The sequence below is a fragment of the Archangium violaceum genome (assembly GCF_016887565.1).
GTDB classification, from domain to species: Bacteria; Myxococcota; Myxococcia; order Myxococcales; family Myxococcaceae; genus Archangium; species Archangium violaceum_B.
The window spans coordinates 4565431-4592308 of sequence record NZ_CP069396.1; the positions used below are offsets into that span (position 1 = coordinate 4565431).

The 26878-nt window shown below is 69.0% G+C and carries 24 protein-coding genes; 8 read left to right on the plus strand and 16 right to left on the minus strand.

The features are described 5' to 3' along the window. Positions 1–51: 51 nt before the first annotated feature. Positions 52–729 carry a TapB family protein gene (locus tag JRI60_RS18905; protein ID WP_204227256.1) on the minus strand — a complete coding sequence of 226 codons (678 nt, stop codon included), beginning with the start codon at positions 727–729 and terminating at the stop codon, positions 52–54. A gap of 313 nt (positions 730–1042) precedes the next feature. Between JRI60_RS18905 and smc the strand changes: the two genes are divergently transcribed. Beyond that, positions 1043–4642, plus strand: coding sequence for a chromosome segregation protein SMC (smc, locus tag JRI60_RS18910; protein WP_204227257.1), 3600 nt, complete (start codon positions 1043–1045; stop codon positions 4640–4642). Between the two features lie 131 nt (positions 4643–4773). Here the strand turns inward: smc and JRI60_RS18915 are convergent, their stop codons facing one another. The 7 genes from JRI60_RS18915 to groES all read right to left on the minus strand — a co-directional run bounded on the left by JRI60_RS18915 (position 4774) and on the right by groES (position 12110). Next, positions 4774–6069: a hypothetical protein gene (locus JRI60_RS18915; RefSeq protein WP_204227258.1), complete on the minus strand. Its 1296-nt coding sequence runs from the start codon at positions 6067–6069 to the stop codon at positions 4774–4776. A gap of 126 nt (positions 6070–6195) precedes the next feature. Then, positions 6196–7374, minus strand: a complete 1179-nt coding sequence (locus JRI60_RS18920; RefSeq protein WP_204227259.1) for a hypothetical protein — start codon at positions 7372–7374, stop codon at positions 6196–6198. Between the two features lie 37 nt (positions 7375–7411). Beyond that, positions 7412–8806 carry a sigma 54-interacting transcriptional regulator gene (locus JRI60_RS18925; RefSeq protein ID WP_204227260.1) on the minus strand — a complete coding sequence of 465 codons (1395 nt, stop codon included), beginning with the start codon at positions 8804–8806 and terminating at the stop codon, positions 7412–7414. A 342-nt stretch (positions 8807–9148) separates the two neighbouring features. Further along, positions 9149–9580 carry a hypothetical protein gene (locus tag JRI60_RS18930; protein ID WP_343213412.1) on the minus strand — a complete coding sequence of 144 codons (432 nt, stop codon included), beginning with the start codon at positions 9578–9580 and terminating at the stop codon, positions 9149–9151. A 99-nt stretch (positions 9581–9679) separates the two neighbouring features. Then, positions 9680–9934: a glutaredoxin 3 gene (gene grxC, locus JRI60_RS18935; protein ID WP_204227262.1), complete on the minus strand. Its 255-nt coding sequence runs from the start codon at positions 9932–9934 to the stop codon at positions 9680–9682. Positions 9935–10123: 189 nt separating this feature from the next. Then, positions 10124–11776, minus strand: a complete 1653-nt coding sequence (gene groL, locus JRI60_RS18940) for a chaperonin GroEL (protein ID WP_204227263.1) — start codon at positions 11774–11776, stop codon at positions 10124–10126. 43 nt (positions 11777–11819) lie between these two features. Next, entirely contained in the window at positions 11820–12110 is a 291-nt protein-coding gene (gene groES, locus JRI60_RS18945; RefSeq protein ID WP_204227264.1) for a co-chaperone GroES, read from the minus strand. Positions 12111–12512: 402 nt separating this feature from the next. Here groES and JRI60_RS18950 point away from each other — a divergent pair, with 402 nt between their 5' ends. Genes JRI60_RS18950 through JRI60_RS18960 form a run of 3 tightly spaced genes read left to right on the plus strand, consistent with a single transcriptional unit; the run spans position 12513 to position 14279 of the window. After that, positions 12513–13106, plus strand: a complete 594-nt coding sequence (locus JRI60_RS18950; RefSeq protein WP_204227265.1) for a hypothetical protein — start codon at positions 12513–12515, stop codon at positions 13104–13106. Positions 13107–13122: 16 nt separating this feature from the next. After that, on the plus strand, positions 13123–13764 hold the full coding sequence (locus JRI60_RS18955; protein ID WP_204227266.1) for a hypothetical protein: 642 nt from the start codon (positions 13123–13125) through the stop codon (positions 13762–13764). A gap of 35 nt (positions 13765–13799) precedes the next feature. Beyond that, positions 13800–14279 (plus strand): NUDIX hydrolase, encoded by a 480-nt coding sequence (locus JRI60_RS18960; RefSeq protein WP_204227267.1) that lies wholly within the window; start codon positions 13800–13802, stop codon positions 14277–14279. Here the strand turns inward: JRI60_RS18960 and rpoZ are convergent. Then, positions 14276–14530: a DNA-directed RNA polymerase subunit omega gene (rpoZ, locus tag JRI60_RS54550; protein ID WP_204227268.1), complete on the minus strand. Its 255-nt coding sequence runs from the start codon at positions 14528–14530 to the stop codon at positions 14276–14278. The genes JRI60_RS18960 and rpoZ overlap by 4 nt on opposite strands. A 281-nt stretch (positions 14531–14811) precedes the next feature. On the opposite strand from rpoZ, the gene JRI60_RS18970 reads away from it, so the two are divergent. Continuing rightward, positions 14812–16113 (plus strand): sensor histidine kinase, encoded by a 1302-nt coding sequence (locus JRI60_RS18970; RefSeq protein ID WP_204227269.1) that lies wholly within the window; start codon positions 14812–14814, stop codon positions 16111–16113. Here JRI60_RS18970 and JRI60_RS18975 read toward each other — a convergent pair. Together JRI60_RS18975 and JRI60_RS18980 are read right to left on the minus strand one after the other, a co-directional pair. Then, positions 16089–16886 (minus strand): YhfC family intramembrane metalloprotease, encoded by a 798-nt coding sequence (locus JRI60_RS18975; RefSeq protein WP_239470606.1) that lies wholly within the window; start codon positions 16884–16886, stop codon positions 16089–16091. The genes JRI60_RS18970 and JRI60_RS18975 overlap by 25 nt on opposite strands. A 54-nt stretch (positions 16887–16940) precedes the next feature. Then, on the minus strand, positions 16941–17930 hold the full coding sequence (locus tag JRI60_RS18980; RefSeq protein WP_204227270.1) for a carbon-nitrogen hydrolase family protein: 990 nt from the start codon (positions 17928–17930) through the stop codon (positions 16941–16943). 122 nt (positions 17931–18052) lie between these two features. Here JRI60_RS18980 and feaR point away from each other — a divergent pair, with 122 nt between their 5' ends. The 3 genes from feaR to JRI60_RS18995 all read left to right on the plus strand — a co-directional run bounded on the left by feaR (position 18053) and on the right by JRI60_RS18995 (position 21797). Next, positions 18053–19015, plus strand: a complete 963-nt coding sequence (gene feaR / locus JRI60_RS18985) for a transcriptional regulator FeaR (RefSeq protein WP_204227271.1) — start codon at positions 18053–18055, stop codon at positions 19013–19015. A 47-nt stretch (positions 19016–19062) separates the two neighbouring features. Next, positions 19063–20241, plus strand: coding sequence for an ABC transporter substrate-binding protein (locus JRI60_RS18990; protein ID WP_204227272.1), 1179 nt, complete (start codon positions 19063–19065; stop codon positions 20239–20241). A gap of 140 nt (positions 20242–20381) precedes the next feature. Beyond that, on the plus strand, positions 20382–21797 hold the full coding sequence (locus JRI60_RS18995) for a sugar porter family MFS transporter (RefSeq protein ID WP_204227273.1): 1416 nt from the start codon (positions 20382–20384) through the stop codon (positions 21795–21797). A 21-nt stretch (positions 21798–21818) separates the two neighbouring features. On the opposite strand, the gene JRI60_RS19000 is transcribed toward JRI60_RS18995, so the two are convergent. From JRI60_RS19000 to JRI60_RS19020, 5 genes are read right to left on the minus strand one after another with little or no spacing between them, the layout of a single operon-like run. After that, positions 21819–22778 carry a hypothetical protein gene (locus tag JRI60_RS19000; RefSeq protein ID WP_204227274.1) on the minus strand — a complete coding sequence of 320 codons (960 nt, stop codon included), beginning with the start codon at positions 22776–22778 and terminating at the stop codon, positions 21819–21821. 13 nt (positions 22779–22791) lie between these two features. Continuing rightward, a complete protein-coding gene (locus JRI60_RS19005; protein ID WP_204227275.1) occupies positions 22792–24393 on the minus strand; it encodes a caspase family protein in 1602 nt (533 codons plus the stop codon). After that, on the minus strand, positions 24390–25142 hold the full coding sequence (locus tag JRI60_RS19010; RefSeq protein WP_204227276.1) for a DUF4384 domain-containing protein: 753 nt from the start codon (positions 25140–25142) through the stop codon (positions 24390–24392). The genes JRI60_RS19005 and JRI60_RS19010 overlap by 4 nt, the downstream gene beginning before the upstream one ends. Beyond that, positions 25139–25690 carry an RNA polymerase sigma factor gene (locus JRI60_RS19015; RefSeq protein WP_204227277.1) on the minus strand — a complete coding sequence of 184 codons (552 nt, stop codon included), beginning with the start codon at positions 25688–25690 and terminating at the stop codon, positions 25139–25141. The genes JRI60_RS19010 and JRI60_RS19015 overlap by 4 nt, the downstream gene beginning before the upstream one ends. A 27-nt stretch (positions 25691–25717) precedes the next feature. After that, complete coding sequence (locus JRI60_RS19020) at positions 25718–26710, minus strand: hypothetical protein (protein ID WP_204227278.1); 993 nt, start codon at positions 26708–26710, stop codon at positions 25718–25720. Between the last annotated feature and the right edge of the window lie 168 nt (positions 26711–26878).

The following is a 26878-nucleotide window of genomic DNA, read 5'->3' on the forward strand; positions in this document are numbered from 1 at the left end:
AGGGAAGGGGACGATGAGGTCCGGGATGTGAATCCCGGTGTGCCGCCGGGCTCAGCGCTTGCGCGTCCCCGCCGGCTTCTTCTCCGGTCTGCCCGGAGCGGGCGTGGGCCGCTCCACCTTGAGCAGCTCGAGGTCCGTGTTCTCCCCGGTGGCCACCTTCACGATGCCCACCCCGGGGGCGAACCAGATGTAGCTCTCCAGCGTACGCCCCGGGGAGTCCGCCCGGCCCGAGCGCGCCGTGGTGACGTTGCGCACCTTCAGCGCCTTGAAGGTGCCGGCCGCCACCGTGACGTCCTCCTCGCCCACCACGGTCGCCTCCTTGTCGAACGTGGAGGAGAGCACCGGCCGGATGCCCCCCGGCAGCTTCGAGGACTCGGGCGGCCGCAGCTTCACCGAGAGGCTGTTCTTCCACGTGCCCCCCGGCACCATCGCCGCGGGTGCCGGCACCACCGGGCCCTCGGAGGACACCACCTCCACGTCCATGCCCGAGGCCGACAGCAGCGTGCCCTCCAGCCCTCCCACCCCCGTGCGCACCCCGTCCGCGCTACAGGTGGCCTCGGTGCTGCCCACCTTGCCCTTCATGTCCACCGCCAACGTGCTGGTGAGGCCCTCCGGCGTCGACTTCACCTCCCGTGTGGCCAGTGACAGCTCCGAGCGGCCCGCCCGGTAGGTGAGCCGCAGCCCCTCCTCCAACGGGAAGTACGGGTTCGGACAGCTCGCCTGGGGCACGGCCGTGTCAGACGGGGCTGCTATGCCCGCCGGGCCTGCTCCAACGAGGAGGGAGAGAGCAAGCAGGGGCTCGAACGTAGGTCGCCTCCATTAACGGTTGACTAAAGGTAGGGTCTGTTCCCGCCCGTACAACCCCCCGGTCGCCAGCCCGGTGGGCGCCATGCTTGCCTGCTCGCCTAGTGTCATGCATGGCAGGGTGATGCTTGATCGCTTGAGATCCAGCGTGCTACTCGTCTGATCGCTCCGAGGCCGATTTTTCGGCCTTCGGCGCGCTTCCTCCCTCGCCTGCCCACCTTTCGGGAGCCCGTTTCACATGCGAATCAAGCGCCTGGACATCACCGGCTTCAAATCGTTCATGGAACGCAGCGTCTTCACGTTCGATGACGGGGTGACGGGCATCGTCGGACCCAACGGGTGCGGCAAGTCCAACGTGGTGGACTCCATCCGCTGGGTGATGGGCGAGCAGAGCGCCAAGAACCTGCGCGGCCGTGGCATGGAGGACGTCATCTTCAACGGCTCGGAGTCCAAGCCGCCCCTGTCCATGGCCGAGGTGTCGCTCACCTTCCACGTGGACGAGACGGACACCCTCCCGGCCCACCTCTCCGGCCTCTCCGAGGTGACCGTCACCCGCCGCCTCTTCCGCAGCGGCGAGTCCGAGTACCTCATCAACAAGACCATCTGCCGCCTGCTGGACATCACCGAGCTCTTCCTCGGCACCGGCGTGGGCACCAAGGCCTACTCCATCATCGAGCAGGGCCGCGTGGGCCTCATCGTCTCCAGCAAGCCCGAGGACCGGCGCCACCTCATCGAGGAGGCCGCGGGCGTCACCAAGTACAAGGCCCGCCGCAAGGCCGCCGAGCGCAAGCTGGAGGCCACCCAGGCCAACCTCCTGCGCGTCACCGACATCACCTCCGAGCTGGAGCGCCGCCTGGAGAGCCTCTCGCGCCAAGCCAAGAAGGCCGAGAAGTACAAGAAGCTCAAGACGCGCATGCGGGAGATCGAGCTGCACTCGGCCTCGCACCGCTTCCTGGCGCTCAACGTGGAGGCCAAGCAGCTCCAGGAGCGGCTGGGCAGTCTGGGCGGCGAGGAGCGCGAGGGCCTGGAGAAGATGCGCGAGCTGGAGGCCGTCATCACCTCCCGCCGCGCCGAGCTGGAGGCCGAGACCGAGGCCCTGCAGAAGCTCTCCGCCGAGGTGCACGCGATGGAGAGCGCCGTGCAGCGCGCGGATCAGGACCTGGCCTACTGGCGCAAGGACCTGGAGGAGACGGCCGCCCGCGTCACCCAGTCCGAGACCGAGCTGCACGCCCTCAAGTCCCGCCAGGAGGAGGTGGCCGGTACCATGGCCGCCCGCGAGGCCGAGCTGAGCAACATCGCCGGCTCCTGGAAGGAGGACGAGGTCGCCATGAAGGTGGCGCAGGAGGAGCTGCGCCGGGTGAGCCAGCTGCAGACGGAAATCTCCATGCGGCTGGAGCAGGAGCGCGCCGCGCTCGTCACCGTGGCCAGCCGCCTGGCCAACCACGAGAGCAACCTCGTCAACCTGGCCCGCCAGAAGACGGACCTGGAGGCCCGCCGCGCCCGCAACCGCGCCGAGGCCGAGTCCCTGCGCGAGCAGGAGAAGCAGCTCGAGGACGTGCGCCAGGAGGTGGCCCGCCGGGTGGAGGAGAGCCGCCACCTGTCGCTGGAGCTGGCCGAGCGCAAGGGCCATGAGGAAGAGGCGCTCGTGCGCACGCGCCAGGCCTTCATGGAGAACGAGGTGCAGGTCATCGGCCTGCGCGAGGAGCTGAGCGACAAGCGCAGCCGGCTCGCCTCCCTGGAAGCGCTGCAGAAGGACTACGAGGGCTTCGACAAGGGCGTGCGCGCGGTGATGGTGCGCGCCGGCGAGGACGCCCGGCAGCAGGGCATCTTCGGTCTGGTGGCCGACGTCATCTCCACCACGCCCCGCTTCGAGCGCGCGGTGGAGGCCGTGCTGGGCGAGCGGCTGCAGCACGTCGTCGTGGAGAGCCGCGACAAGGGCGTGGAGCTGGTGGAGTACCTCAAGGACGCCGCCGAGGGCCGGGGCAGCTTCCTGCCGGTGCCCCCGCCCGAGCGCGTGCCCTCCACGGTGCAGCCGGACCTGTCGCGGCCCGGCGTGCTGGCCATCGCCTTCAACGAGGTGACGTGCGAGGAGTCGCTCAAGCCCGTGGTGCAGCTGCTCCTCGGGGACGTGGTCATCGTGACGGACCTGGCCGCCGCGAAGGCGTACGCGGACGCCGAGGGCACCGCGTACACGCTCGTCACCCTGGACGGCGAGGTGTTCCGCCCGGACGGCACCATCACCGGCGGTGAGCGCGAGGGCGCCGCGGTGGGCGCCCTGCAGAAGAAGCGGGAGATCGCCGAGCTGGCCGCCGAGGTGGCCCGGGTGGAGGAGCGCTACAACGAGATCCTCACCCGGCACTACACCCTGCAGAAGCAGATGGGGGACACGGAGGACGTGCTCAAGGGGCTGGCGAAGAACCAGCACGCCGAGGAGCTGAGCCTCGCCCACCAGGAGAAGGACCTGCACAAGGCGAGCGAGGACCTGGCGCGGGTGCGCGACCGCATCCGGGCGCTGGACGCCGACGAGTCGCAGCTCGCGCACATGTACGACGGGCTGGCGCACGAGGAGGAGAACAGCCGGGGTGAGGTGACGCACGGCCAGGCGGACCGCGAGTCGCGCGAGGAGCGCGTGAAGCAGCTGGTGGGCGAGATCGAGTCGCTCAAGCAGCGGGGGGAGACGGCCACGTCGAACCTCACCTCGCTGAAGGTGAAGGTGGCGGCGGGCGGCGAGCGCGGGGAGTCGGCGCGCAAGGAGCTGGAGAGCCTGCTGGCCCAGAAGGAGGAGATGGCGGGCCGGGTGCGCAAGCTGGAGAACGCGGTGCGCGACGGCGCGGCGCGGGTGGAGGAGTTCCAGCGCCGCATCTCCGAGACGGAGGCGGAGCGCGCCAGGAAGACGGAGGAGCTGCGCGGGGCCTCCGAGGGCCTGGAGGCCCGCCGCATGGCCCATGGCGCGGCGTCCGGCGCGGTGCGCGAGCAGGACAACGTGCTGCGCGAGCTGCGCACGAAGCTGGACGGGCTGACCCAGGGCCTGTCGCAGATCACCCTGCGCGAGCGGGAGATCGCCCTGGAGCTGGAGCACCTGGTGGCGGGCATCCGCGAGCGGCACGCGACGGAGCTGCAGGAAGAGGTGCACCGCTACCACATGCTGCCGTCGCTGAGCGAGGAGGCGGAGCAGGAGCTGAAGGACCTGCGGGCGCAGGTGGAGAAGATGGGGGAGATCAACCTCACGGCCATCGACGAGCACACGGAGCTGGCCCAGCGCTCCGAGTTCCTGCTGACGCAGAAGAAGGACCTGACGGACTCGATGGAGAAGCTGCAGGAGGCGATCCGGCGCATCGACGCGTCGAGCCGCGAGCGCTTCAAGCAGACGTTCGAGATCGTGAACGAGAAGTTCCAGGCCATCTTCCCGCGGCTGTTCGGCGGCGGGCGGGCGAGCCTGGTGCTGACGAACGAGGGGCAGGGCGGAGAGCCGGGCGTGGAGATCGTGGCGCAGCCGCCGGGCAAGAAGCTGCAGAGCATGAACCTGCTGTCGGGCGGCGAGAAGGCGCTGACGGCGGTGGCGCTCATCTTCGCCATCTTCCTCATCAAGCCGACGCCCTTCTGCCTCCTGGACGAGGTCGACGCGCCGCTGGATGAGGGCAACGTGGGCCGCTACAACGACATGGTGAAGGAGATGAGCAAGCAGTCGCAGTTCATCCTGATCACCCACAACAAGCGGACGATGGAAGTGGCGGACACGCTGTACGGCGTGACGATGGAGGAGCCGGGCATCTCGAAGCTGGTGAGCGTGAAGCTGCGAGAGGCGAAGGCGGCCAACGACAACATCACCGCCGCGTAACCACCCCTCTCCCCCTGGGAGAGGGACGGGGTGAGGGTATCCGGCCCCCGGTTGGAGCCCTCGAGAACAAAAGGCGCGGAACCCATGTCCGGGTCCCGCGCCTTCGTCATTCCAGGCTCACCGTGTCCCGGTTACTTGGGGTTGAGCTTGGCGCACAGCGCCTTGTCCTCCTCGAGGCGCTTCTGGGCGTTGCCGAGATCCTGCTGGGTGGCGCCGACGGCCTCCTGGAGCCGGGACTCGATCTCCGCGAAGCTCGGGTCCTTGGCCTTGAGCTCCTGGGTGAGGGTCAGGGTCTGCTGGTCCACCTGGAGCTGGGCGGAGATGGCGTCGACGATCCGCTGCGAAGTGGTGACGAGCGCACCACACTTGGAGGTCAGCTCCGACAGCAGATCAATCTGCTTGCGCTTGGAGGCGGTCTGGAACTGGGCCACCACGGCGTCATAGGAGGCGGCGGCACTGTCACGAGCGCCGATGGCGAGGGCGGCGTCGGCGGAGCGCTGGCCGCGCGACAGATCCATCTGGAAGAAGCGCATCTCGGGGGCCAGGTGCGAGGCGGGCTCGGTGGCGCGCGAGTTGAGGTGGGCGAAGCGGTAGGTGAACTTGAGCTGGTCCGTCTCCAGCTTCATCGGGACGGTCATCATCTTGGCCTTGAGGCAGGCGGCGAGCTGGTCACCCTCGGGAGTCCCCGACGGCTCGAAGGTGATGTCGACCGAGACGGGCAACGACTTGGTGATCTCCTCGGCGGCCTTCTGGGCACTGCGCGAATCCCCCTGCTGTCCGGCGGGAAGCGGAAGGACGCGAGCGTCTCCGAGGGCCTGCTCCTGGGCGGACTTGAGGCGGCGGAGGTGCACGTTGGCGAGGAGGGTGGGCGGGACCTTGTTGGCGAAGCCCGCGTAGCAGTCGCACCAGGAGGCCTGGCCGAGCCGCACGCCGCCCGAGTAGTCCGAGCCCGGGTTGAGGCCGAACTTCACGCTGATGCCGGTGTCCTGGTCGTGGGTGAACTCGGTCTGGTACTCCACCGGCTTGGAGCCCGAGGGCAGGGCGGTGAGCGGCACGCGCGTGTCCAGGGCCTTCTGGATGCACGCCTGGCCCTCGGCGGTGAGGTTCTCACCGGAGATGGCGTGGGTGCCGCCCTGGTCGGTGACGGTGTCCTTGACGATCACCCGGGTGGCCTTCGCCTGGCCACGGGACTTGGGGTCCGTCAGACACTCCAGGACCTCGGGCTGGGAGGAGAAGAGCGCTCCCAGGAGGGAGTTCGGGCTGAGGGGCTGGGGCAGGGCAAGTGCCTGGGTCTGGCACACGGACGTGTCGAACGGGAACTGATTGGCGATCCGCATCCGCTCCTGGGTGCCGCCCGACTGAGCGTCCTGCGTGGTGGCACAGCCGGACGCGAGGACGAGGGATGCGATGGCGATACGGCGCATCATGTGGAAGCTCTCCTTGGGGTTGAGACAGCGGGGACCTCGTTTATCAAGTCCGCAAACGAAAAGGCGTGGGACCCGGACCGGCTCCCACGCCTTCGTCATGTCAGGAGTGTCCTTTGGGACGGCGCGTTACTTGCGCTCCTTGGGGCAGATGGACTTGTCGTCCGCCAGGCGCTTCTGGGCGTTGTCCAGGTCCTGCTGGGTGGCGTTGATGATGACCTGGGTCTTGGTCTCGACCTCGGCCCAGGACTCGTCCTTGGCCTTGAGCTCCTGGGCGATGGCCAGGGTGCTCTGGTCCACCTTGAGCTGGGCGTCGATGGCGCTCACCATGGACTGGGTGGCCTCCACGAGCGTGGCGCACTTGGCCTTCAGCTCGTCGATCAGCTTCCAGTCCTTGGTCTTCTGGTATTTGGCGACGATGGCGTCATAGACCTCGGCGGCGTTGGCGCGCGTGCCGAGGGCGATGGCGGCGTCGGCGGAGCGCTGGTTGCGCACCAGCTCGAGCTGGAAGAAGCGCTGCTCGGGCGGCAGGTCCGCGGAGAGCTCGGTGACCTGCGAGTTGAAGTGGACGAAGCGGTAGGAGAACTTCAGCTGGTCCACCTCCAGCTTCGCCGGCAGGGCCATCATCTTGCCCTTGAGGCAGGCGGCGAGCTGGTCGCCCTCGGGGGTGCCCACCGGGTCGAAGGTGATGTCGGCGGCGGTGGCCGCGCCCTTCTTCAGGTCCACGTTGGCCTTGAGGAGCGGGGGGATCTTGCTGTCGAAGCCCGTGTAGCAGTCGCACCAGGTGGGCTGGCCGAGCCGCACGGCGCCCGAGAAGTCCGAGCCCGGGTTGATGCCGAACTTGACGCTGGGGCTGTTGTTCAGCTCGTGGATGAAGGTGCTCTCGGACTGCACCGGCTGGGCGCCCGCGGGCAGGGCGGCGAGCGGCACGCGCGCGTCCACGATCTTCTGGATGCAGGCCTGCCCCTCGGCGGTGAGGTTCTCACCGGAGATGGAGTGGGTGCCGCCCTGATCCGTGACGGAGGTCTTCACCACCACCTGGGTGGTCTCGGCGGTGCCGCGGGACTTGGGGTCCACGAGGCACTCCATCACCTCCGGGCGCGCGGAGCTGATGGCGCCCAGGAGGATGTTCTGGTTGGCCGGCTGGGGCAGGGTGGGGGAGCGGGCCTGGCAGACGCTCACGTCGAACGGAAGCTGGTTGGTGATGCGCATCCGCTCTTCGGTGGTGGTCGGGCCCTTCTGGGCCCCCTGCTGGCTGACGCACCCGGCCGCGAGGAGGACGGAGGCGATGGCGATACGGCGCATCATGTCGGGGATCTCCTTTGGGGTTGGAACAGCGGGGGCCTCATTTATCAAGGCCCTCGGCGTTCTTGAGATCCTTCAGGCGCAGACCGTTCTTCTTGAGCAGTCGGTAGAGGCTCTGCATGGACAGGCCGGTGTGCTGCTCGGCCGTCTTCATGTCGAAGTTGGACTGACGCATGACCTCGGCGAAGTAGAGGCGCTCGAAGTCGGCCACCACCCGGTCCTTGGCCTCGTGGTAGGGCATGCCCGTCACCAGCGCGGCCACGCTGGTGGTGGGCTGCTCGCCACCCTCCGCCTTGCGCTGGGGCTGGGCCATGAAGTCCAGCCAGCTGACGTTGCCCGTCTCCTGCATGAGGGCGCCGCGCTCCAGCACGTTGCGCAGCTCGCGCACGTTGCCCGGCCAGTCGTAGCCCTCGAAGAGGGCGATCGTCTGGGGGGTGAGCTCGAAGGAGGACTTGAGGCCGCGCAGCAGGGACTGGGCCAGCACGGGGATGTCCTCGCGCCGGGTGCGCAGCGGGGGCAGGCGCACGCGCGCCACCGCCAGCCGGTAGTAGAGGTCCGCCCGGAAGCGGCCCTGGCGCACGTCCTCCTCGAGGTTGCGGTGCGTGGAGGCGATGACGCGCACGTCCACCGGCACCGGCGCCCCGTCCAGCGAGGGCACCTCGCGCGACTCCAGCACGCGCAGCAGCTTGGGCTGCAGCGACAGCGGCAGCTCGCCCACCTCGTCCAGGAACAGGGTTCCACCCTGGGCCGCCTCGAAGACGCCCTTGGAGCCCTTGTCGTCCTCGTCTCCTCCGGAGCGCAGGCCGCCGAACAGCTCGCGCTCGGCCTTCTCCTCGGTGATGAGGTTGCAGTCCACCACCTTGAAGGGGCCGTGCCGCCGGCGCGAGTGCTCGTGCACCGCGCGCGCCGCCAGCTCCTTGCCGGTGCCCGTCTCGCCCTCCACCAGCAGGTTCATGTCCTCGCGGGCGATGCCGCGCAGCTGCGAGAAGACGACCCGCATCATCTCCGAGGTGGCCACCAGCCCGCCGAAGGCGTCGGCTCCACCCATCACCTCCACCTCGGTGGCGCGGGCCTCCTGCTTGATGGCCAGCTTCGTCTTGCCCAGCACCACCTTGTCGCCCGGCTGCAGCAGCACCTGCATCACCTGGTGTCCGTCCAGGAACGTGCCATTGCGGCTGCCCAGGTCGCGCAGGAGGATGCCCTTCGACGTGCGCTCCATCTCGATGTGCCGACGGCTCACCGTCTGGTCACTGAGCACCAGGTCCGTCGCCGGATCCGAGCCCACGCGCAGCAGCGCGTCTTGCGTGGTGACCTTCTTCCCCTTGTCAGGGCCGGCCACCACCTCCACCGTCCACTCTCGCACCTGGATCCGTGTCGACCGTCCCTCGGGACCCGTCTGCACGGTCTGGGTGACCTCCGGCCTGTCGTCGCTCATCGGCGTTGCTCCTCCCAACCCGCAGCGGGCGGACGGAAGCTCCGCCCGGGTCGCGGGAGTTGCCTGTTTATGGGTCCTCTCACTCCTGGGCAAGCCTTAGTGACGCGGAGTTCGGGCCTGGAGTCTCCGGGCACGAAGCGCTCGCACCGGGGTAGGGGAGAAGCGCACGCGGACAAGTGTCCGGGCAGCTCGGCTCTTCCTCAGTGCGGGTGGAATGGTGCGTTGGGTGTGAGATCAGGACGGCGCACGCGAGGGGCGATCCGGTACCAGCCACGGACTGGGAGTGAAGACGACCCCCGTTCCGGGAATCCAGCCCCTCGCGCGCATCCAACTCCGGGCCCACTAGTAGCGGGCGGGTGAGTCGCTGGCCGGGAAGGACTCCTTGGACTCCTCGTCCACGATGTCATCGTTCGGCCGGCCGCCGGACTTCACCTGGGCGTTCGTCTGGGCTCCGGGCGAGCCGTGCTGCTGGGCCTGCATCACCTTCTTGCCGCCCTTCTTGCTGGCGCCACCGCTCTTCTGGGTGGTCCCGGCCTGGACACCCTCGGTGCGCATCAGCCGGGCGCCCAGCAGGTTCTTGGCGCGCTCGGCCAGGTCGCGCTGCGCCTCCTGGTAGTCGCGGAAGAAGTCCACCAGCTCCTGGTCGCCGCTCTTCTCGGCGTCCTGGATGTACTGGCCGACCTCCGAGGCCCCCTGGAGACAGTGATAGAGCACGCTGATGACGTCGTAGTTCTCGTCCTTCGTACCCGTGACCTGTTCCCCTGCCTCAGCCATCATCCACCTCCGTCGTGCGTGAGGGTTGCTCCGGGCAACCTGCACACGGACGGAGGTGGGTGCCCACCCAAGGCGGGCGGTCGCCTGCTCCCAGGCGGCTCAGGCTTGCAGCATGGGATCGAGTCTTCCCTCGCTGTCCAGGCGGGCGAGATCCGAATAGCCACCCACGTGGGTGTCGCCGATCCAGATCTGCGGCACGGTCCGCTGGCCGCTCATCTCCACCAGCTTCGCGCGCATCTCGTCATCGCCGGTGACGTCCAGCTCCTCGTACTTCACGCCCTTGCGGGTGAGCAGATCCTTCGCCCGGACGCAGTAACCGCAATAGGTCGTGGTGTAGATTTTCACGGGCTTCAAGCGTGTGTCCTCCTCGTGTCTCCCTCCAAACTAAGAGGGCGGGGGACGCCACGCCACCCGGTTGGTACCTCGGTCGGTGCCCGGGGACGCCCGAAACGCGAACGGCCCCCGGCTCCACGAGGGAACCGGAGGCCGTCCGAGAGACCTCGGAGCGCGGGACGAGCCGCGCTCCGGAGCCTGGGGCGGGGACTACATGCCCATGCCGCCCATGCCGCCCATACCACCCATGCCGCCCATACCACCGCCGGCGCCAGCGCCCTCCTTCTCCTCCTTCGGACGATCCGCCACCATGGCCTCGGTGGTGAGCATCAGGGAGGCAACGGAGGCCGCGTTCTGCAGCGCGGTGCGGCTCACCTTGGCCGGGTCGATGACGCCGGCGGCCAGCAGGTCCTCGTAGGTGCTGGTGGCGGCGTTGAAGCCGTACGAGCCAGTGCCCTCCTTGACCTTGTTGACGATGACGCTGCCCTCGAGACCGCCGTTGGCGACGATCTGACGCAGCGGCTCCTCGACGGAGCGGCGGATGATGTCCACGCCGAACTTCTCACCGGCGTCGACCTTGAGGGTGTCCAGCGCCTTGGAGCAGCGCAGCAGGGCCACGCCACCGCCAGGCACCACGCCCTCCTCCACGGCGGCGCGGGTCGCGTTGAGGGCGTCCTCGACGCGAGCCTTCTTCTCCTTCATCTCGGTCTCGGTCGCGGCGCCCACGTTGATGACGGCCACGCCGCCCACCAGCTTCGCCAGACGCTCCTGGAGCTTCTCGCGGTCGTAGTCGCTGGTGGTCTCCTCGATCTGGGCGCGGATCTGCTTCACGCGCGCCTCGATGTCCTTCTGCGCACCGGCACCGTCGACGATGGTGGTGTTGTCCTTGTCGATGGTGATGCGCTTGGCGCGGCCCAGGTCGTTGAGGGTCAGCGTCTCCATCTTGATGCCGAGGTCCTCGGCGATCATCCGGCCGCCCGTCAGGGTGGCGATGTCCTCGAGCATGGCCTTGCGGCGGTCACCGAAGCCCGGGGCCTTCACGGCGGCCACGTTGAGCACGCCGCGGATCTTGTTGACCACCAGGGTGGCCAGGGCCTCGCCCTCGATGTCCTCGGCGATGATCAGCAGCGGCTTGCCGGAGCGGGCCACCTGCTCGAGGATGGGGAGCATGTCCTTCATCGAGGAGATCTTCTTCTCGTTGATGAGGATGAGGGCGTCATTCAGCACGACCTCCATGCGCTCCGGATCCGTCACGAAGTACGGGGAGAGGTAGCCGCGGTCGAACTGCATGCCCTCGACCACGTCCAGGGTGGTGTCGAGACCCTTGGCCTCCTCCACCGTGATGACGCCCTCCTTGCCGACCTTCTCCATCGCGTCGGCGATGATCTGCCCGATGGTGGTGTCGCCGTTGGCGGAGATGGTACCGACCTGGGCGATCTCCTTCTTGTCCTTGGTCGGCTTGGCCAGCGTCTTCAGCTCGGCCACGATGGCGGCCACGGCCTTGTCGATGCCGCGCTTGATGTCCATCGGGTTGTGACCGGCGGCCACCAGCTTCGCGCCCTCGCGGAAGATGGCCTGGGCCAGCACGGTCGCCGTGGTGGTGCCGTCACCGGCCACGTCGGAGGTCTTGGAGGCGACCTCCTTGACCATCTGGGCGCCCATGTTCTCGAACTTGTTCTCAAGCTCGATCTCCTTGGCCACGGTCACGCCGTCCTTGGTGATCGTGGGCGAGCCGAACGACTTCTCGATCACCACGTTGCGGCCCTTGGGGCCCAGGGTGACCTTCACCGCGTCGGCCAGGATGTTCACGCCGCGCAGGATGGCCTCGCGCGCACGAACGTCGAAAAGAATGTCCTTCGCCATGTTGATGGATTCCTTTGGGTAGAGAGGAGGAGCGGGGAGGGGATTACTTCTCGATCACGCCGAGCACATCCTCCTCACGGAGAATGAGGTGCTCCTCGCCATCGATCTTGATCTCGGTACCCGCGTACTTGCTGAACAGGATGGTGTCGCCGGCCTTGATGTCGAGCGGGCGGACCTTGCCGTCCTCGAGCACCTTGCCGTTACCGACCGCGAGCACCTTGCCCTCGAGGGGCTTCTCCTTGGCGGTGTCGGGGATGAACAGACCGCCCTTGGTCTTGTTCTCCTCGGCAACGCGCTTGACGATCAGACGATCCTGCAGGGGACGAATCTTCACGGTTGTCTCCTTCCGATGAGCACTCCAGGTGTCCGGAGTGCCGTGGGGGTTGGGATGGGGGCCGTCCGGCCCGGGCCGTTAGCACTCGCACCACACGAGTGCTAACCGGCAAGCGCGCGGGATAATAACCAGCGAAGTCGACCCGTCAAGCACGCCTGGACCGGAGGGCTGGCTCCCGCCAAGTCCCCGTCACAATTCGGGTTTTCTACTCTGTCATCTGGGAGACGCTTCACCGGTGATGGGGGGTTGCGCGTCCCGGTTCTGGCAGTCGATGGGGGGGAGTGCCAGCGTAAGTGGCTGGAATGATTGAAGGTCTCTTTGCGAGGCGTGGGGGGCCGTTGGTACCTTTTTCAGTGTCGTTCCCCGGCTCGCAATCCCGGGGAACCGGGAGGTCGACAATCCATGAGTCAACTGGTGACAGCCCCGTCGTTGAAGGAGTTCTTCAAGACACTGTTGGAAGAGGTCATCCGGCGGCAGCGGGTGGCGGTTGCGGAGACGACCGAGTTCTACCTGGTGAACCTGCTGGCGGAGTTCGCCACGTCCGACAACCTGTTCAGCAAGGGGGAGGACGGGCGCAAGGAGCAGGAGCCGCTGGCGATGCTCTACCACCGCGCCCTCCAGCAGCAGCGCGACGAGCGCATCCGCACGCTGCGGCGGCTGGGGGACGTGTCGCTCTACCAGGCCGGCTTCTTCTCGGGCGCGCTGCGCGAGGGGCCGGTGGGGCAGGACTACTACATCCAGATGGGCGGGGCGGCGTACGGGCAGGTGGCGGACCTGGCACCCGCCGCGGGCTTCGCCGCCGTGTACCGGGAGCTGAGCGCCCGCTTCCGCGCGCTGGTGGACGTGCTGGAGGAGATCGCCGCGCGCGGGCTGGTGAGCAACGGCCCCTCGGGCGCCCTCAAGGTGTACGAGTCCTGGGTGCGCACGGGCAACGACCGGCTGGAGAAGGTGCTGGTGGATGCCGGGATGGTGGTGCCCAAGGGTCTGCCCAACTGAGTCCCGGAGGTGCCGCGTGATCGGTCGTGTGCAGGCGCACCTGGAAGCCATCTATGGGATTACCTGTGAGGCGCGCGCGGAGGGCTTCGTGGTGGACACGGAGGCCGCCGTGCTGCTCGGCGCCACCGGCCGGGCGGAGGAGGAGCTGCTGGTGCACGAGGGGGATGGGGAGCTGGAGCTCGCCCTCTACCTCGCCCCCGCGCTGCTGCGCCGCCTGAAGCCCTACGAGACGGGCCCCGTCCACTCCCTGTTGGAGCTCGAGCTGGACGGCTTCTGCCAGCTCGCCGAGGGCGTGTCCCACTTCGTCTATGTGGCGCACACGGCCACACATGGACGTACCGTGTCGCTGCTGGAGCTGGAGGCGCAGGCGGAGGTGGACAAGTTCGCCCTGTGCCTGCTGCACCGGTGGGGGGACGGGGTGGGGGGCTGGGCGGAGGAGCTGCTGCGGAGGCTGTTCGACCGGGTGTCCTACCGGGAGCAGCTGTCCGAGGCGGAGCGCTGGCGCTACCAACAGGCCAACCGGCTGTCGCGCAACTTCTGCTCCCGGCTGATGGGTCACGTGGTGGGGCGGCGGCTGGAGAGGCTGCTGTCGGATCTGCGTTACGCGTACCGGTTGGGCGCAGAAGCCAAGCTGAGGCACTTCGCGCAAGTCTCCTGAACGCGGCGCCCGGGCATCGGTTACCTTCCTGGCATATGCCCCGTGAGGCGTCCGCCGGAGGAGTCGTCGTGCGAGACCAGGGGAGCGAGCTGGAGGTGGCCGTCATCCGGCCCCACGGCCGCTCCCTTTGGGCGCTTCCCAAGGGTCATGTGGACCCGGGGGAGACGCCCGAGCAGACGGCGGCCCGGGAGGTGTGGGAGGAGACGGGCCTGAGGGCCACGCTCGTCGCGCCGCTGGGGGAGATCCGCTACGTCTACCAGTTCCGCGGCCAGCGCATCTTCAAGCGCGTCCACTTCTACCTGTTCCGCTACCAGTCGGGCGTCCTGGGAGACATCCAGCACGCGGGGCACAGGGTGGAGGTGGACGAGACGCGCTGGGTGCCACTGGTGAGGGTGGCGGCCCTGCTGGGCTACAAGGGCGAGAAGGCCATCGCCGCGCGCGCGGCGAGGATGCTGCTGCGCGCGGGGGCCAGTCTCGTCCTCTCCGGGGTGCGCCCGGAGGGCACCGGGGACTAGATACCGCTGGCCTGCTGCGGCTTCTCACCCTGGGTGTACTTGCCGGTGAGGGCCTCGCGCACGTCGCGATCGAACTTCACCCGGCCGGTGGCCACCTCGCGCAGGGAGAGCACGGGCGGCTTGTTCTTGGACGTGTCGATGATGGGGCGGGCACCGGCCATGAGCTGGCGGGCACGCTTGGCCGCCAGCAGCACGAGCGCGAAGCGGTTGTCGACCAGGGGGAGGCAGTCTTCGACTGTAACGCGAGCCATGGTGCGGAAGTCCTTCGCTGGGTACGGATGGAGTAAGGGAGTCAACCTAAAGAGTGACCCCCACCGAGTCAAGGAAGGATGGAGCCACCAGCCAGGCAGGGGAAGCGGGGCCGGGGGAAGGACGCCCGTGTGCTAACTTTTCCGGGGTTCAATGGCTTTCCAGTGGATGATGCCCCGCTCCTTCTTCTCGTGTGACCTCTTCGATGCGCGCAGTCCCTGAATCCGAGCCGACCCCGTCCGAGTCGAGCTGGCGAGAGGGTGTATGGAGCTCCCGGACGGTCGTGCTGCTGTGCGCGATCATCCTCGGCTTCATCGTGGTGGATACGCTCTACCTGGACCGCTTCAGCGCCTGGGCCCTGGGGCTGCGCGTGGTGTGGACCCTGAACATCATCGCCTACCCGCTTCTCGTCCGGAGGAGCTCCGACTCCTGGCTGGGCCCGCTCACGGATCTGAACGCGCTGATCTCCAGCGTGTGCATCCTGGGGCTCTGCTGGGTGATGGGAGGCGTGGGGAGCCCCTACTTCATCATTGTGTCCACCCAGCCGCTGGCCACCTCCCTGGTGCACCATCGGCGGAGACGGGCGACGCTCGTGAGCGGCTCGGTGTGCTGCGTGGGGACGCTGGTGCTCCTACGGAGCCTGGAGCCCTCTCCCATCGAGGCGCTGACGTGGATGTCCATGATGGTGGGGATGACCCTGCTCGCGGTGTACTTCTCCCAGCAGTCGCTCAAGGTCCAGCAGGCGGAGCATCAGGCCCGGCTCGAGCGCGCCCGCCGCGAGTCGCTGGAGGCGCTGGCCCTCAGCGAGCACCGCCGGGCCCAGTCGGAGAAGCTGGCCATCGTGGGACGGCTGGCGTCGGGCGTGGCGCATGAGATCAACAACCCCCTGGCCTACGTGGGCTCCAACGTCGACTTCGTGCGCAAGGAGCTGCTGGCCACCCAGGGGGAGGCCTCCCGGGAGGAGCTGGCCGAGGTGCTCGCGGAGACGCGCGTGGGCATCCAGCACATTCATCAGGTCGTCGCGGACCTGCGGGGCTTCGCGCGCATGGACGCCAACGAGCCCACCGAGTGCCGCCTGGCGGACGTGGTGGCCGATGCCATGAAGCTGGCCTCGCTGAGGCTGAAGAACGTGGCGTTGCGGCGGGTGGACGTGCCCCTGGACCTGCCGGAGATCTTCGTCGTGCGGCAGCGGCTGGTGCAGGTGGTGCTCAACCTGCTGGTCAACGCCGGTGACGCGCTCGAGTCGCACAAGGTGGAGCGTGGCGAGGTGGGGGTGGTGGGGCGGGTCGAGGGGGGGCGCGTGGTGCTGCTCGTCGAGGACAACGGGCCCGGCTTTCCCCCGCACGTGCTGTCCCGGATCTTCGAGGCCTTCTTCACCACCAAGAGCCCCGACAAGGGCACCGGCCTGGGGCTCAACCTCTCGCGCGAGCTGGTGGAGCAGTTCGGCGGCACGCTCACCGCCAGCAACCGCGCCCAGGGCGGGGCGTGTCTGCGCATCGAGCTCCCCGCCCATCAGGACGACTCCTCCGAGGACGAGGAGCGGGAGCCCGAGCAGAAGGATCAGGAGGCCGTGGGCTCCGCGTGAGCCGGCCGGAAGCGCAGGATGATCCACAGGCTGAGCAGGGCGAACGCGGTCACCACGCCCTCCGCGGCGATCGGGCCCACCTGGGTCATCACCATCACGGTCGCCCAGTTCATGAGCGCGTGGAGTCCCATGGCGATCCAGTACCAGCGCCGCTGGTCGCGCAGGAAGCGCTGGAGCACCAGCACGGTCATGCCGATGTGGACGAGCATCGCGCCCATGCGCTCGTAGGCGCCCAGCAGCGGCTCCCACCAGCGCATCGCGGAGATCTGCGCCTTCGCCACGCGCACCTGATCGAGCTGCTCGGGCGCGAGCGGCAGCGTCGTGATGTCCATCCGGGTGAGGACCACCACGTTGATGAGGCCGATGAGGGCGAGCCCGCCGATGAGCACCGCCGACTCGAGCCCGCCATGCCCGGCCCCGAAGCCGATGGCGTTCCTCCACGTCCGCTGGTCCTTCAGCGGGTACTTGAACGCGATGAGCCGCGCCGTCTCCTCGAAGAGCCCGGCGGTGAGGCTCAGGACGGCGATCCAGACGTTCATCAGGACCGCCGAGGCCTTCAGCTGATCCTTCAACAGGTACTGGATGATCTGGATCGCCGGCACCCGGGTGAACATCTGCGAGAGGGCGAAGGCCAGCGCGCCGATGCCGATGACCTTCCAGGTCACGCCGAACCTCCGACGCACCCACAGCACCACCGCCACCGGCATCAAGATGTCGAAGGCGATCGCCACCACGAAGCTGGCGATCAGCCGTCCGTCGAGTCCAGAGAACACGCACGCCCCTCCCTCGTCTCGAACCTAGAGCGGAAGGGGCGCGGGCCCAAGGGACTATGCTACCCGTTCTACCTCGTTCAACTCCTCGTCGAAGCGCTCCACGAGCCGGTGGGGCGTGTCGTTGAACATCAGCCGCAGCACGTCCGGGCGCGAGTAGTGCCCCGCCGGGTCCGCCACCGCCTTGGCGAGCGGGATGAGCCCCAGGTCGAGCTCCGCGTACACGAGGCCCTCGGCGCGCTCATCGAGCGGTTGAGACAGGGGCCGGCCGTCGGGGCCGTAGATCATCGCGAAGCCGCCTCCGGCGAGCAGCATCTTCGCGCGGTCCGGCGCGTCACACAGCAGCGCCGTCATCTCCTCGGAGACCGTGGCGCACGAGCCGATGACAAAGCACTGCCCCTCCACCGCGTATATCTGGCTGGCGGAGAGGTTCACCTCGGGCCCCAGCGCGTACGCCAGGCCCCGGTAGAGCGAGAAGCTGGGCCAGGAGGCCACGTGCACCTGCTCGCCCTGGCTGAACATCGCCTGCTTCACCAGCGGCTGGATGTGCTCCCAGCAGTTGAGCGCCCCCAGCTTCCCGAGCGCCGTGGCGTGCACCTTCAGGTCCCCGCCGTCGCCCTCGCCGAACACCGTGCGCTCGGCATGCGTGGGCTTGAGCTTGCGCCGCGCGGCGATGAGCTCCCCCTCGGGACCGATGAGGGCCTGGCCCATGTAGAGGCTGGCCCCGGAGCGCTCGCTGTAGCCCATCACCACGTGGATGCCGTGCCGCCGGGCCGCCTCGCGCAGCCGCCCCATCTGGGGGCCGTCCACCTCGAGCGACTGATCGAAATAGCGCTGCACGAACTGCATGCCCCAGCCGGGCGCGCCGAGCCAGACCCAGAACGGATAGCCGGGCAGCCACGTCTCCGGGAAGGCGATGAGCGAGGCGCCATTCTCGGCGGCCTCGGCGATGAGGCGCTCGGCCTTGTCCACACCGGCGTCGAGGTCCAGGAACGCGGGAGCGGCCTGCACGGCCGCGGCCTTGAATCGGGGATGGGGCCTGGTCATGACCCATTCGTACCGCGCGCCAAGGAGGGCCGCTTGACCGGGAGCGCACGGCGACTTGACCGGGAGTGCACGGGGCCAGGGGGCTCGCGTGGAGGGAGGGCCCACCGTTAGCCTTGGAGTGCATGGGACGTCTCCTCACGACGACGCAGGTGCCTCCGCGCGAGCAGTTCGACTTCTGGCACGAGGTGGTCTGTCAGCGGTTCGTGCCCCTGGACACCCGGCGCCAGGAGTCCGGCCCGTTCCTCGGGCGCCTCGAGGCCACGGCCATGAGCGGCCTGGTGGTGACGGACATCGTGGCGGATCCCCAGCAGGTGGTGCGCTCGCGACAGTCCATCGCGAGCTCGGACCCGGAGCTGTTGATGGTCTGCCTCCACCTCGACGGAGAGGGGGCGGTGGAGCAGGACGAGCGCCTCGCGCGGCTCTCGCCCGGGGATCTGGTGCTGTTCGACAGCACGCGCCCGTACCGGCTCCTGTTCGACAGCCGCTTCCGGCAGCTCGTGTTCCACTTCCCTCGCCAGCGGCTGCTGCCCCGGCTGGCCGACCCGTGTGCGGTGACGGCCGTGCGCGTGGACGGACGCGGTGGGGTGGGGCGGCTCGCCGCGGACTTCCTGCGCTCTCTCGGGGAACAGGCCGGGGCGCTGGATGCGCGCAGCGCTCCCGCCATCTTCGAGCAGGTGATGGGATTGCTCTCCCTGGCCTTCGGCGCTCCTCTTGCCCCCGAGGAGGAGCCCGCCTCTCCAGCGCACCTCGCCCGGTTGAAGCGGATCCAGGCGTATATCGAGGAGCACCTCTCCGAGCCGGAGCTGTCTCCCGCGGACCTGGCCGCCGCGCACCACGTCTCGGTGCGCTACCTGCATCGGTTGTTCGAGCTCGCCGGCTGCTCCGTGGGGGACTGGTTGCGAGAGCGGCGGCTGGTGCGGTGCGCCGAGTCGCTCGCGGATCCCCGGCAGCGGGGGCGCGGAGTCTCGGAGGTCGCCTTCGCCTGGGGCTTCAACGACGCGAGCCACTTCAGCCGCGCCTTCAAGCAGCGCTTCGGGGTGAGCCCGAGGGAGTACCGCGAGCGGGCCCTCCTCTCCGTGCGTTGATGCCCGCCCCGGGTGTCCGTGCGAGAGTGCATTCCCAGGGAGCCCCCATGCCTCGCCTCGTCGCGTTGATCGCCGCCGTTGCCCTGTGTTCCTTCGCCTGCGAGCGGAAGTCCCCGCCTCCCGCGCCCCCGGCGGTTGTGCCCCAAGCGCAGCGTGCTCCCACGGAGCAGGGGCCGATCGTGCTCGGCTCGGTGGGGAGCCTCACGGGCTCGGAGGCCTACTTCGGCACGAGCATCCGGGATGGCATCCAATTCGCGGTGGAGGAGGTGAACGCCGCGGGCGGAGTGAAGGGGCGCCAGGTCGAGGTCCGCTATTACGACAGCCAGGGCCGCATCGAGGAGTCGGTGGCCGCGGCGAAGCGGCTGCTCACGCAGGACCGGGTGCTCGTGCTCCTGGGCGAGGTGTCATCGTCCAGCTCGCTGGCCATCGCGGACGCGGCGCAGGCGGCCCGGGTGCCCATGGTGTCGCCCTCGGCCACCCACCCGGACGTCACGAAGAAGGGCGACTACATCTTCCGCACCTGCTTCATCGACTCCTTCCAGGGCGAGGTCATGGCGCGCTTCGCCCGGGAGAACCTGAAGCTCGACCGCGTGGCGGTGCTGCAGGACAGCAAGAACGCGTACTCGCTCGGGCTGGCCGAGGCCTTCACCTCGGCGTTCACCAAGCGGGGCGGGACGCTGGTGGCCGTGGAGAGCTACGCCAAGGGGGACACGGACTACCGCGCGCCGCTGCTGGCGGTGAAGAAGGCGAAGCCGCAGGCCGTGTACGTCCCGGGCTTCTACAGCGAGGTGGGCGTCATCGCCCGGCAGGCGAGGGAGCTGGGGCTCTCGGTGCCGTTGCTCGGCGCGGATGGCTGGGACTCGGATAGCATTTTCGAGCTGGCGGGCCAGGCGCTGGAGGGCAGCTACCACTCGTCGCACTACGCCGTGGACAACCCCGCGCCCGAGCTGCAGCGCTTCATCACCGCGTTCCGGACGCGCTACGGCCGGACGCCCGATGCCGCCGCCGCGCTGGGGTACGACGCCGCCCGGGTGTCGCTCGCGGCCATCGAGCGCGCCGAGTCGCTCACCGGCTCGGCGATCAGGGACGCGCTCGCCCGGACGAAGGACTTCCAGGGTGCTTCCGGAACCCTCACCCTGGACGCCCACCGCAACCCCGTGAAGCCGGCCGTGGTGCTCGAGATTCACGACGGCCGGCGCCGGTTCGCCGCGGCCGTGACTCCGTAAATCCCGACGCGCCGCGTCGGAGCGCGGGGCCGGGGGCTCTCCTTTCTAGCGGCGGATGCCTGCTGCTCCGGCGACTCGGAGTGCGGATGTTGGGGGGGAGACACGTTCTGGGGGAGCCCGACATGCAGGATGTGCGCGACATGAGAGCCGCTGACGGATTGGTACGCGAGACCGCCGCTGAAGGTTCGGGTTCGGTGAGCAAGGTCGTGCTGATCGCCTCGGTGGCCGCGGTGGGCGGCTTCCTGTTCGGTTTCGACACGGCGGTCATCAACGGTGCCGTCGGGGCGCTGGAGAAGACCTTCCAGGCGGGAGACGCGGCCATCGGTCTCTCGGTCTCATCGGCGCTCCTTGGCTCGGCCGTCGGCGCGTTCGTGGGCGGACGTCTGGCGGATCGTCTCGGACGCATCCGCACGATGGTGGTGGCCTCGGTGCTCTTCACCGTGGGGACCCTCGGCTCCGGCCTGGCCTTCGGGCTCGTGGACTTCAGCTTGTGGCGCCTGCTGGGCGGCATCGCGGTGGGCATCGCCAGCGTCATCGCCCCCGCCTACATCGCGGAAATTTCTCCGGCCCACCTGCGTGGACGGCTCGGCTCGCTCCAGCAACTGGCCATCGTCCTCGGCATTTTCGCGGCGCTGCTCGTGGATTACGGCATCGCCGCCGCCGCCGGATCCGCCGAGAATCCCTTCTGGCTCGGGCTCGGGGCGTGGCGGTGGATGCTCCTGTCCGAGCTGCCCGTCGCCATCCTCTATGGCGTGGGCGCGCTCATGATTCCCGAGTCCCCCCGCTACCTGGTCGCGAAGCACCGCGATGACAAGGCGCGGGACGTGCTTCGCTCCATCATCGGGCGTGCCGCGAGCGCGAAGGTGATGGAGATCCGCCAGAGCCTCTCCTCCGAGCAATCCACCAAGGCCGTGAGCATCCGGGGCCGGTTCGGGTTCCTCCCCATCGTGTGGATTGGCATCGGCCTGTCGGCGTTCCAGCAGTTCGTGGGGATCAACGTCATCTTCTATTACTCGAGCGTCCTCTGGCAGGCGGTCGGGTTCTCGGAGAAGAACTCGCTGATCATCACCGTCATCACCAGCCTGACCAACATCGTCACCACGTTCATCGCCATCGCCACGGTGGACCGCTTCGGGCGCAAGCCGCTGCTCATCATCGGCTCGGTGGGCATGGCGCTGACGCTCGGGACGATGGCGTACGTATTCGGTACGGCCGGCGTGGACCCCTCGGGCAATCCCATGCTGCACGGGGCGGCGGGGCCCATCGCGCTGGTGGCCGCCAACCTCTACGTCTTCTGCTTCGGGCTGTCCTGGGGCCCGGTGGTGTGGGTGCTGCTCGGGGAGATGTTCAACAACCGCATCCGAGGCCATGCGCTGGCGATCGCTGGCTCCATGCAGTGGATCGCCAACTTCGTCGTGTCCGCCACGTTCCCCTCGCTGCGGACCGCGGGCCTGGGACTGGCCTACGGCCTCTACACCGCCGCCGCGGTGGTCTCGTTCATCTTCGTGCTCATGTTCATCCGCGAGACGAAGGGCAAGGAGCTGGAGGATATGTAGTGGCGCGGCGCGTCCGCGCCCTCAGTCCTCCAGCGCGGACACGTCCGGGCAGGCCGAGGCACTACCCTCCTCGGAGTCATCCCAGCTCCGCTTCGAATAGGTGACGCGGAAGCTGGCATTCCAGCACTCCACCTGGCTGGCGGTGCGTCCCGCGGGCAGGTCTCCGCCCGTCACCGACACGAACCCCACGCCCCCCTGGTCGCGAGTCCACCGGCTGATGATGGTCACGTCCTCCCTCCGTCCGCCGAGGATGGTGTCGACGTCGAGGATCAGGAATCCCATCTCCGCCAATCCTCCGGGAATCTCCCGGTACGAGTAGATGAACTCGGGCCTGAGCGAGTGCTCGGAAGGCACGAAGTGCATCTGCACTCCGATGGGCAGCGCGCGCGTCTGGTACACGATGTCCAGCCGATCCAGGTGCCCGAGCCCTTTCATCTCATAGCCGTGGTCCCTCGCGTCCGCGAGGAGGAGCTGCACGGTGCCCTCGCCCTTGCGCAGCCCGCCATCCGGCTTGAAGGTCCCCGCCACGGCGTTCCACCAGCCCTCCTCGCCAGACCCCTTGCGGCGGAACTGGAGCAGGTAGCCGAAGTGCTCGGGCTCGCGGTTCATCACGAAGCGCAGCTCGTGGCCGGCGTGCTCCGAGTCGTCCCAGGGCCCCCACACGCGGAGCTCCGAGGCACGCGTCGTCGGCGGCAGCTCCCGGATGCGCTCCAGCACGGTGAGCAGCCCGTCCAACCCGGTGTTGAACTCGTCCGAGACCCTGCGCGTTTCCACGTAGCGCTGGGAGATTTCCCCCAGGGCCAGCTGCCCCACGCGCTGGTTCAGGCCCTGCTCGAGCGCGGAGTCCCCGGTCCTGGGCAGCTTGGAGGTCAGGTCCTCGCGCGTGGGCAAGGCGTTGATGAACTCGAGGTCGTCGTTGGAGAAGTTCCCACCGCACGAAACGGTGAGGCAGCCCAGGAGGAGGAGCCAGCAGGTCCGCATCACGCGCTCCTATTCAGAGGCGGTACGTGAGGAGCGCCCCGAGCTCCCAGTAGCCCAGGGAGCGCTTCGCATCGACGTTGTAGAGGAGGTAATGGACGCGGGCGCGTCCGGTGAGCTCGAGGCGCTCCAGCAGCCGCCAGTGCACGCCCGTCACGAGGCCCGGGGTAAGCACCGCGTAGAACTGGTCCGGGAGGCTCGCGTCCTCGAAGTCGCGGACCATGACCAGATAGGACAGCCGCGCTCCGACGAAGGGGGCCACCCTGCCCAGGGGCCACTCGGCCACCAGCGAGGTGCCCACCGTCAGCAGCGAGTAGCGGTAGCCCGGGCCCGACAGTGTAGGCAGCTCCAGGGTGGCCCGCTGGCTTCCCAACGAGACATCGAAGTCCCAGCGCCAGTTCTCGCGGAAGTAGTGGTGCAGGCCCACCTCCAGGCCCAGCAGTGGCGTGGACAGGAAGAGGTTCTCGCGCGTGGGCGCATCGAAGAAGGAGTGGTAGCCGCCGGTGAGCCCCAGTGTCCAGGCCGTGCGGAGCGCGCGCTCCCGGGGCGGTGCGCCCTTCACCGGGTCGTCCGAGAAGGGCGCGTCGCGCAGCAGAGACTCGTCGATCACCGAGGTGCGCCCGCGCCGGACCTCCGCCACGCCGATGCGCAGCCGGTCCGGCAGCCGGCGCTTCACCGTGTACGTCCCCGGGGCGAGCGCCACGCGCCGCTCCGAGTCCGCGGCCTTGTCCAGCTCGGCCACCACGGCGCCTCGTGGATCCACGAAGTAGTAGGCCCCGGCGGGCGCGGTGGCGGGCACCAGCAGTCCCTCGTCGCGCACCCGCAGGTCCGTCAGCACCAGATCGCCATTGCCAGCCAGGTCGTAGCTGAAGGTGGGGTGCTGGGGCCCGGCGCTGCTGTCCGCGGTGTCCGCCACGGTGCGGACGTAGGCATGGGAGTAGGCCTCGAAGAGCGTCACCTGCCCGTCGCCCGAGCGGTCCGCGTCTCCCATCAGCCCGCTGACCAGGTGGTGGGAGAAGTAGCTGGCTCGCAGCAGGTCCGACTCCTGCGAGTCCTCGTCCGACGAGCTGGAGGTGAGGATGACGAGCCCCCGGGCCTCCCGCTGTGCCCCCGCGTCGATGGCGAAGGCCGGCGCGCGCCGGGCTCCCTTCGTCCGCGTGAGCGCCCCCGAGCGGCACGAGTCCAGGATGGCGATGCGGATGTCCGCGGGCGCCGCCGACAGCCGGCGCTTGAGCGCCTCGAGCTCCACCGCGCTGTCCCCCAGCCGCAGCGAGCCGTCCTTCGCATGGCCCGAGTAGTAGACGATGAGCGCGGTGCGCTCGCCCCGGGCCCGGGCCGCGCGTATGCCCGATTCCAGCTCGGCCAGCGCCCGGTGGAAGTCCTCCGCGTCCTCGTCCAGCAACAGCTTCGCGTCGCCGGACGCCACGCCGCCGAGCCGCAGCAGCAGGTCGTGCATCTTGCGCGCGTCGTCCCGGGCGAAGCGCAGCGGCCGGGTGTCCGCGCCGCCCTCGTCGTTGCCCACCACCAGCGCGAAGCGGTGCGGCGTCTCCGCCCGGACGGCCGCCGCCAGCAGCAGCACCAGGGCGAGCACCTGGCCGTGGCCCACGAGGCGTCTCATGGCTTGCGCAGCAGCCAGTGGGTCTCCTCGCCGTCCAGGCCCAGCGAGGTCATGGTCTCCACCTTCCTCCCGGCGGCCTCCCAGGCCCGCCTCGCCTCGGCGGCCACCGCCTCCGCCTCCAGCGGCTTCTCGGAGAGCACCACCACCACGCGCTCGTAGCCTCCGGGGGTGAACTCCACGCTGTCGGGCAGCCAGTGCTTTCCGGCGCCCGCCTCCACGGGAAGGCTCGGCCCGGACTCGGGGTAGAGCGACGACACCTCGCCGGCCTCGTCCACCGACACCGCCAGCACGTACTTGTGCGTCCCCGCCACGTATCCCAGGCGGATCTGCTCGCCCGGCAGCAGCTCCTCGGTGTCGCCCGGCTGGACGGAGCGCTGGTCTCCCTTGCCACCGATGCGCAGCTCCGCCGACGCGCCTCCCTTGAGCCGGTTGCCCGCGGGGGACTCGGACAGCAGCGGCCGCACCGCCACGGCCAGCAGCACCGTGGCCGCCACCGCCACCAGCAAGCCATTGAGCCGGGGCTTCGAGCTCTTCGCCTGCCCTTCCTTCAGGACGCGCTCCACTCCGGACGCGAAGCGCTCGAAGGGCACCTCCGCCTCGAATCGCGCCTGGTTCGCCTCGAGGCCCGCGAGCACCCCGTGACACTCCGCGCAGGCGGCCACGTGCTCCCGGGCCCGTTGGGACTCCGCATCGGGGAGCTCTCCAACGTGCAGTCGCCGCAGCGTCCACTCCGACAGGTGCGCGCTCATGGGACCTTCAGCTCCTCGTTCGTCAGGGCGGCGAACTGCTCCAGCCGCTTGCGCACCGTGGGCACCGAGCGCCCCAGCACCGCGGCCACCTCTTCCAGCGTCATTCCATCCACCCAGTAGTGCACCACCGCCGTCTGCGTCTCCAGGTCCACCCGGGACAGGAGCGCGCGCACCAGCTCCCGCGTCTCCATCACCTGCGCCCCCCGGTCTCCCTCGGGGCGGGCCAGCTCGTCCCGCTCGAACCAGCGCCGCCAGGGGGCCCGCTCCGCGCGCAGCTGGTTGAGGCAGTGGTGGGTGGCGATCTTCATCAACCACGCCAGGGGCGAGGACTCGGCGCGGAACTCATCCGCGTGGGTGAAGGCGCGGGCGAACACTTCCTGCATCGCGTCCTCGGCCTTGGTGGCGTCCTTCAACAGGTAGCGGCAGCGTCCATACACGCTGCCGCCGTATGCCGTGTACAGCTCGCGCAGGAGGGCGCGCCGATCCTTCTGACCACCGTCGATGACCTTCAGGGCCGGTTGGGGCGTTCCCGACAAGAGCTGCCTCATGTGGCTACGGGGTGATGTTCCCCGAGCTTACAACGTGGAGTAGGCCGCCGGGGTGAAGACGCAGTCAGTGGTCTCGGTGCCGTAGCCCACCCGCGGGTCGTAGCTGGCGCGCATGAAGTGGCTGATGAAGTTGCTGTCCCAGCACTCGTTGACGGTGGCCTCGCCCACCAGGTCCCCGCCCGACAGCCGGACATCCGAGCGGCCGGCGCCCCCCTGCTGCCAGCGGCTCTTGATGGTGAGGACCTCGGACTGGCTGGCGGTGCCGGCCGGCTTGTACCAGTCGTTGCTCAGCTTGAAGTTGAACTCACCGCCCTGGCCCGGGGTGGCGGAGTAGCGGTAGTCCGCGTCCGCGCGCTTGCTGGCGTCCTGGTCGTCGCGCACCTGGCGGAACGCCGCGTCCACCGTAGCGGCGCTCTTGTCGTCCAGGCGCGAGTACTTGACCGTCATGCGGCCGACGTTGTCGTCGTTCTCGGGCAGCGTCCTCTGCCGGTCCCAGTCGAGGGTGAACTCGCCCTGGCCGAAGCCCTTCACCGGCTCGCCAGCCGCGTCCAGCGCGGCGGTGTGCGTGCCGACGATGACATCCACGTAGGCCGAGTCGTCCGCGGTCTTCGCCTTGGCCGACAGCGTGTAGCCGTAGGTGTTGTCGCCCGTCTTCTTCACGGTGAGCTTCCAGGTGTTGCGGGCCAGCGCCTCCGTGTGCGGGCCCCACACCGCGGTGTCCTCGGTGACGGTGGTGGGGTTGTGCTTCGTCACCGCGTCCACCAGCCCCAGCACGGCCAGCGTGCCGCCGTTGACCACCGCGGTGGTGGTGCGGGTGATCTGGTAGAGGTCGCTCCTGCGGCCCTCTCCGGCCTGAGCGCCCACCTCCTCCACCCTCAGTGCCTGGCCGCTGTCCGCCGGCGTCTTCACCTCCACCATCTCCTTGGTGGGGAGCACGGAACGGAACTCCTCCTCACGGTCCATACGGCCACAACCAGCGAGCATCAGGGCGGCGAACAGCAGGTTCTTGCGCAGCGTCATGTGGGTCCCCCTCGGGGTTTCCGCCCGGCCTTCATGGCCGGTGCGGCTTGTTCGTCCCTAGGGACACGGCAGGGGTCCAAAAACAGAAAAGTCGATTTTCAGAAGGCCAAACCCCCAGGGATTCCAAGGGGTTGGAGGCCCCTCGGTCGCCCTCCAGGCATACCGGAC

Excerpts from the sequence above, each read along its gene's own strand:
- smc (WP_204227257.1), top strand. The coding sequence starts at position 1,043 with ATGCGAATCAAGCGCCTGGACATCACCGGCTTCAAATCGTTCATGGAA.
- JRI60_RS18915 (WP_204227258.1), bottom strand. The coding sequence starts at position 6,069 with ATGATGCGCCGTATCGCCATCGCATCCCTCGTCCTCGCGTCCGGCTGT.
- JRI60_RS18920 (WP_204227259.1), bottom strand. The coding sequence starts at position 7,374 with ATGATGCGCCGTATCGCCATCGCCTCCGTCCTCCTCGCGGCCGGGTGC.
- JRI60_RS18925 (WP_204227260.1), bottom strand. The coding sequence starts at position 8,806 with ATGAGCGACGACAGGCCGGAGGTCACCCAGACCGTGCAGACGGGTCCC.
- JRI60_RS18930 (WP_343213412.1), bottom strand. The coding sequence starts at position 9,580 with ATGGCTGAGGCAGGGGAACAGGTCACGGGTACGAAGGACGAGAACTAC.
- groL (WP_204227263.1), bottom strand. The coding sequence starts at position 11,776 with ATGGCGAAGGACATTCTTTTCGACGTTCGTGCGCGCGAGGCCATCCTG.
- JRI60_RS18950 (WP_204227265.1), top strand. The coding sequence starts at position 12,513 with ATGAGTCAACTGGTGACAGCCCCGTCGTTGAAGGAGTTCTTCAAGACA.
- JRI60_RS18960 (WP_204227267.1), top strand. The coding sequence starts at position 13,800 with ATGCCCCGTGAGGCGTCCGCCGGAGGAGTCGTCGTGCGAGACCAGGGG.
- rpoZ (WP_204227268.1), bottom strand. The coding sequence starts at position 14,530 with ATGGCTCGCGTTACAGTCGAAGACTGCCTCCCCCTGGTCGACAACCGC.
- JRI60_RS18980 (WP_204227270.1), bottom strand. The coding sequence starts at position 17,930 with ATGACCAGGCCCCATCCCCGATTCAAGGCCGCGGCCGTGCAGGCCGCT.
- feaR (WP_204227271.1), top strand. The coding sequence starts at position 18,053 with ATGGGACGTCTCCTCACGACGACGCAGGTGCCTCCGCGCGAGCAGTTC.
- JRI60_RS18990 (WP_204227272.1), top strand. The coding sequence starts at position 19,063 with ATGCCTCGCCTCGTCGCGTTGATCGCCGCCGTTGCCCTGTGTTCCTTC.
- JRI60_RS18995 (WP_204227273.1), top strand. The coding sequence starts at position 20,382 with ATGAGAGCCGCTGACGGATTGGTACGCGAGACCGCCGCTGAAGGTTCG.
- JRI60_RS19000 (WP_204227274.1), bottom strand. The coding sequence starts at position 22,778 with ATGCGGACCTGCTGGCTCCTCCTCCTGGGCTGCCTCACCGTTTCGTGC.
- JRI60_RS19005 (WP_204227275.1), bottom strand. The coding sequence starts at position 24,393 with ATGAGACGCCTCGTGGGCCACGGCCAGGTGCTCGCCCTGGTGCTGCTG.
- JRI60_RS19010 (WP_204227276.1), bottom strand. The coding sequence starts at position 25,142 with ATGAGCGCGCACCTGTCGGAGTGGACGCTGCGGCGACTGCACGTTGGA.
- JRI60_RS19015 (WP_204227277.1), bottom strand. The coding sequence starts at position 25,690 with ATGAGGCAGCTCTTGTCGGGAACGCCCCAACCGGCCCTGAAGGTCATC.
- JRI60_RS19020 (WP_204227278.1), bottom strand. The coding sequence starts at position 26,710 with ATGACGCTGCGCAAGAACCTGCTGTTCGCCGCCCTGATGCTCGCTGGT.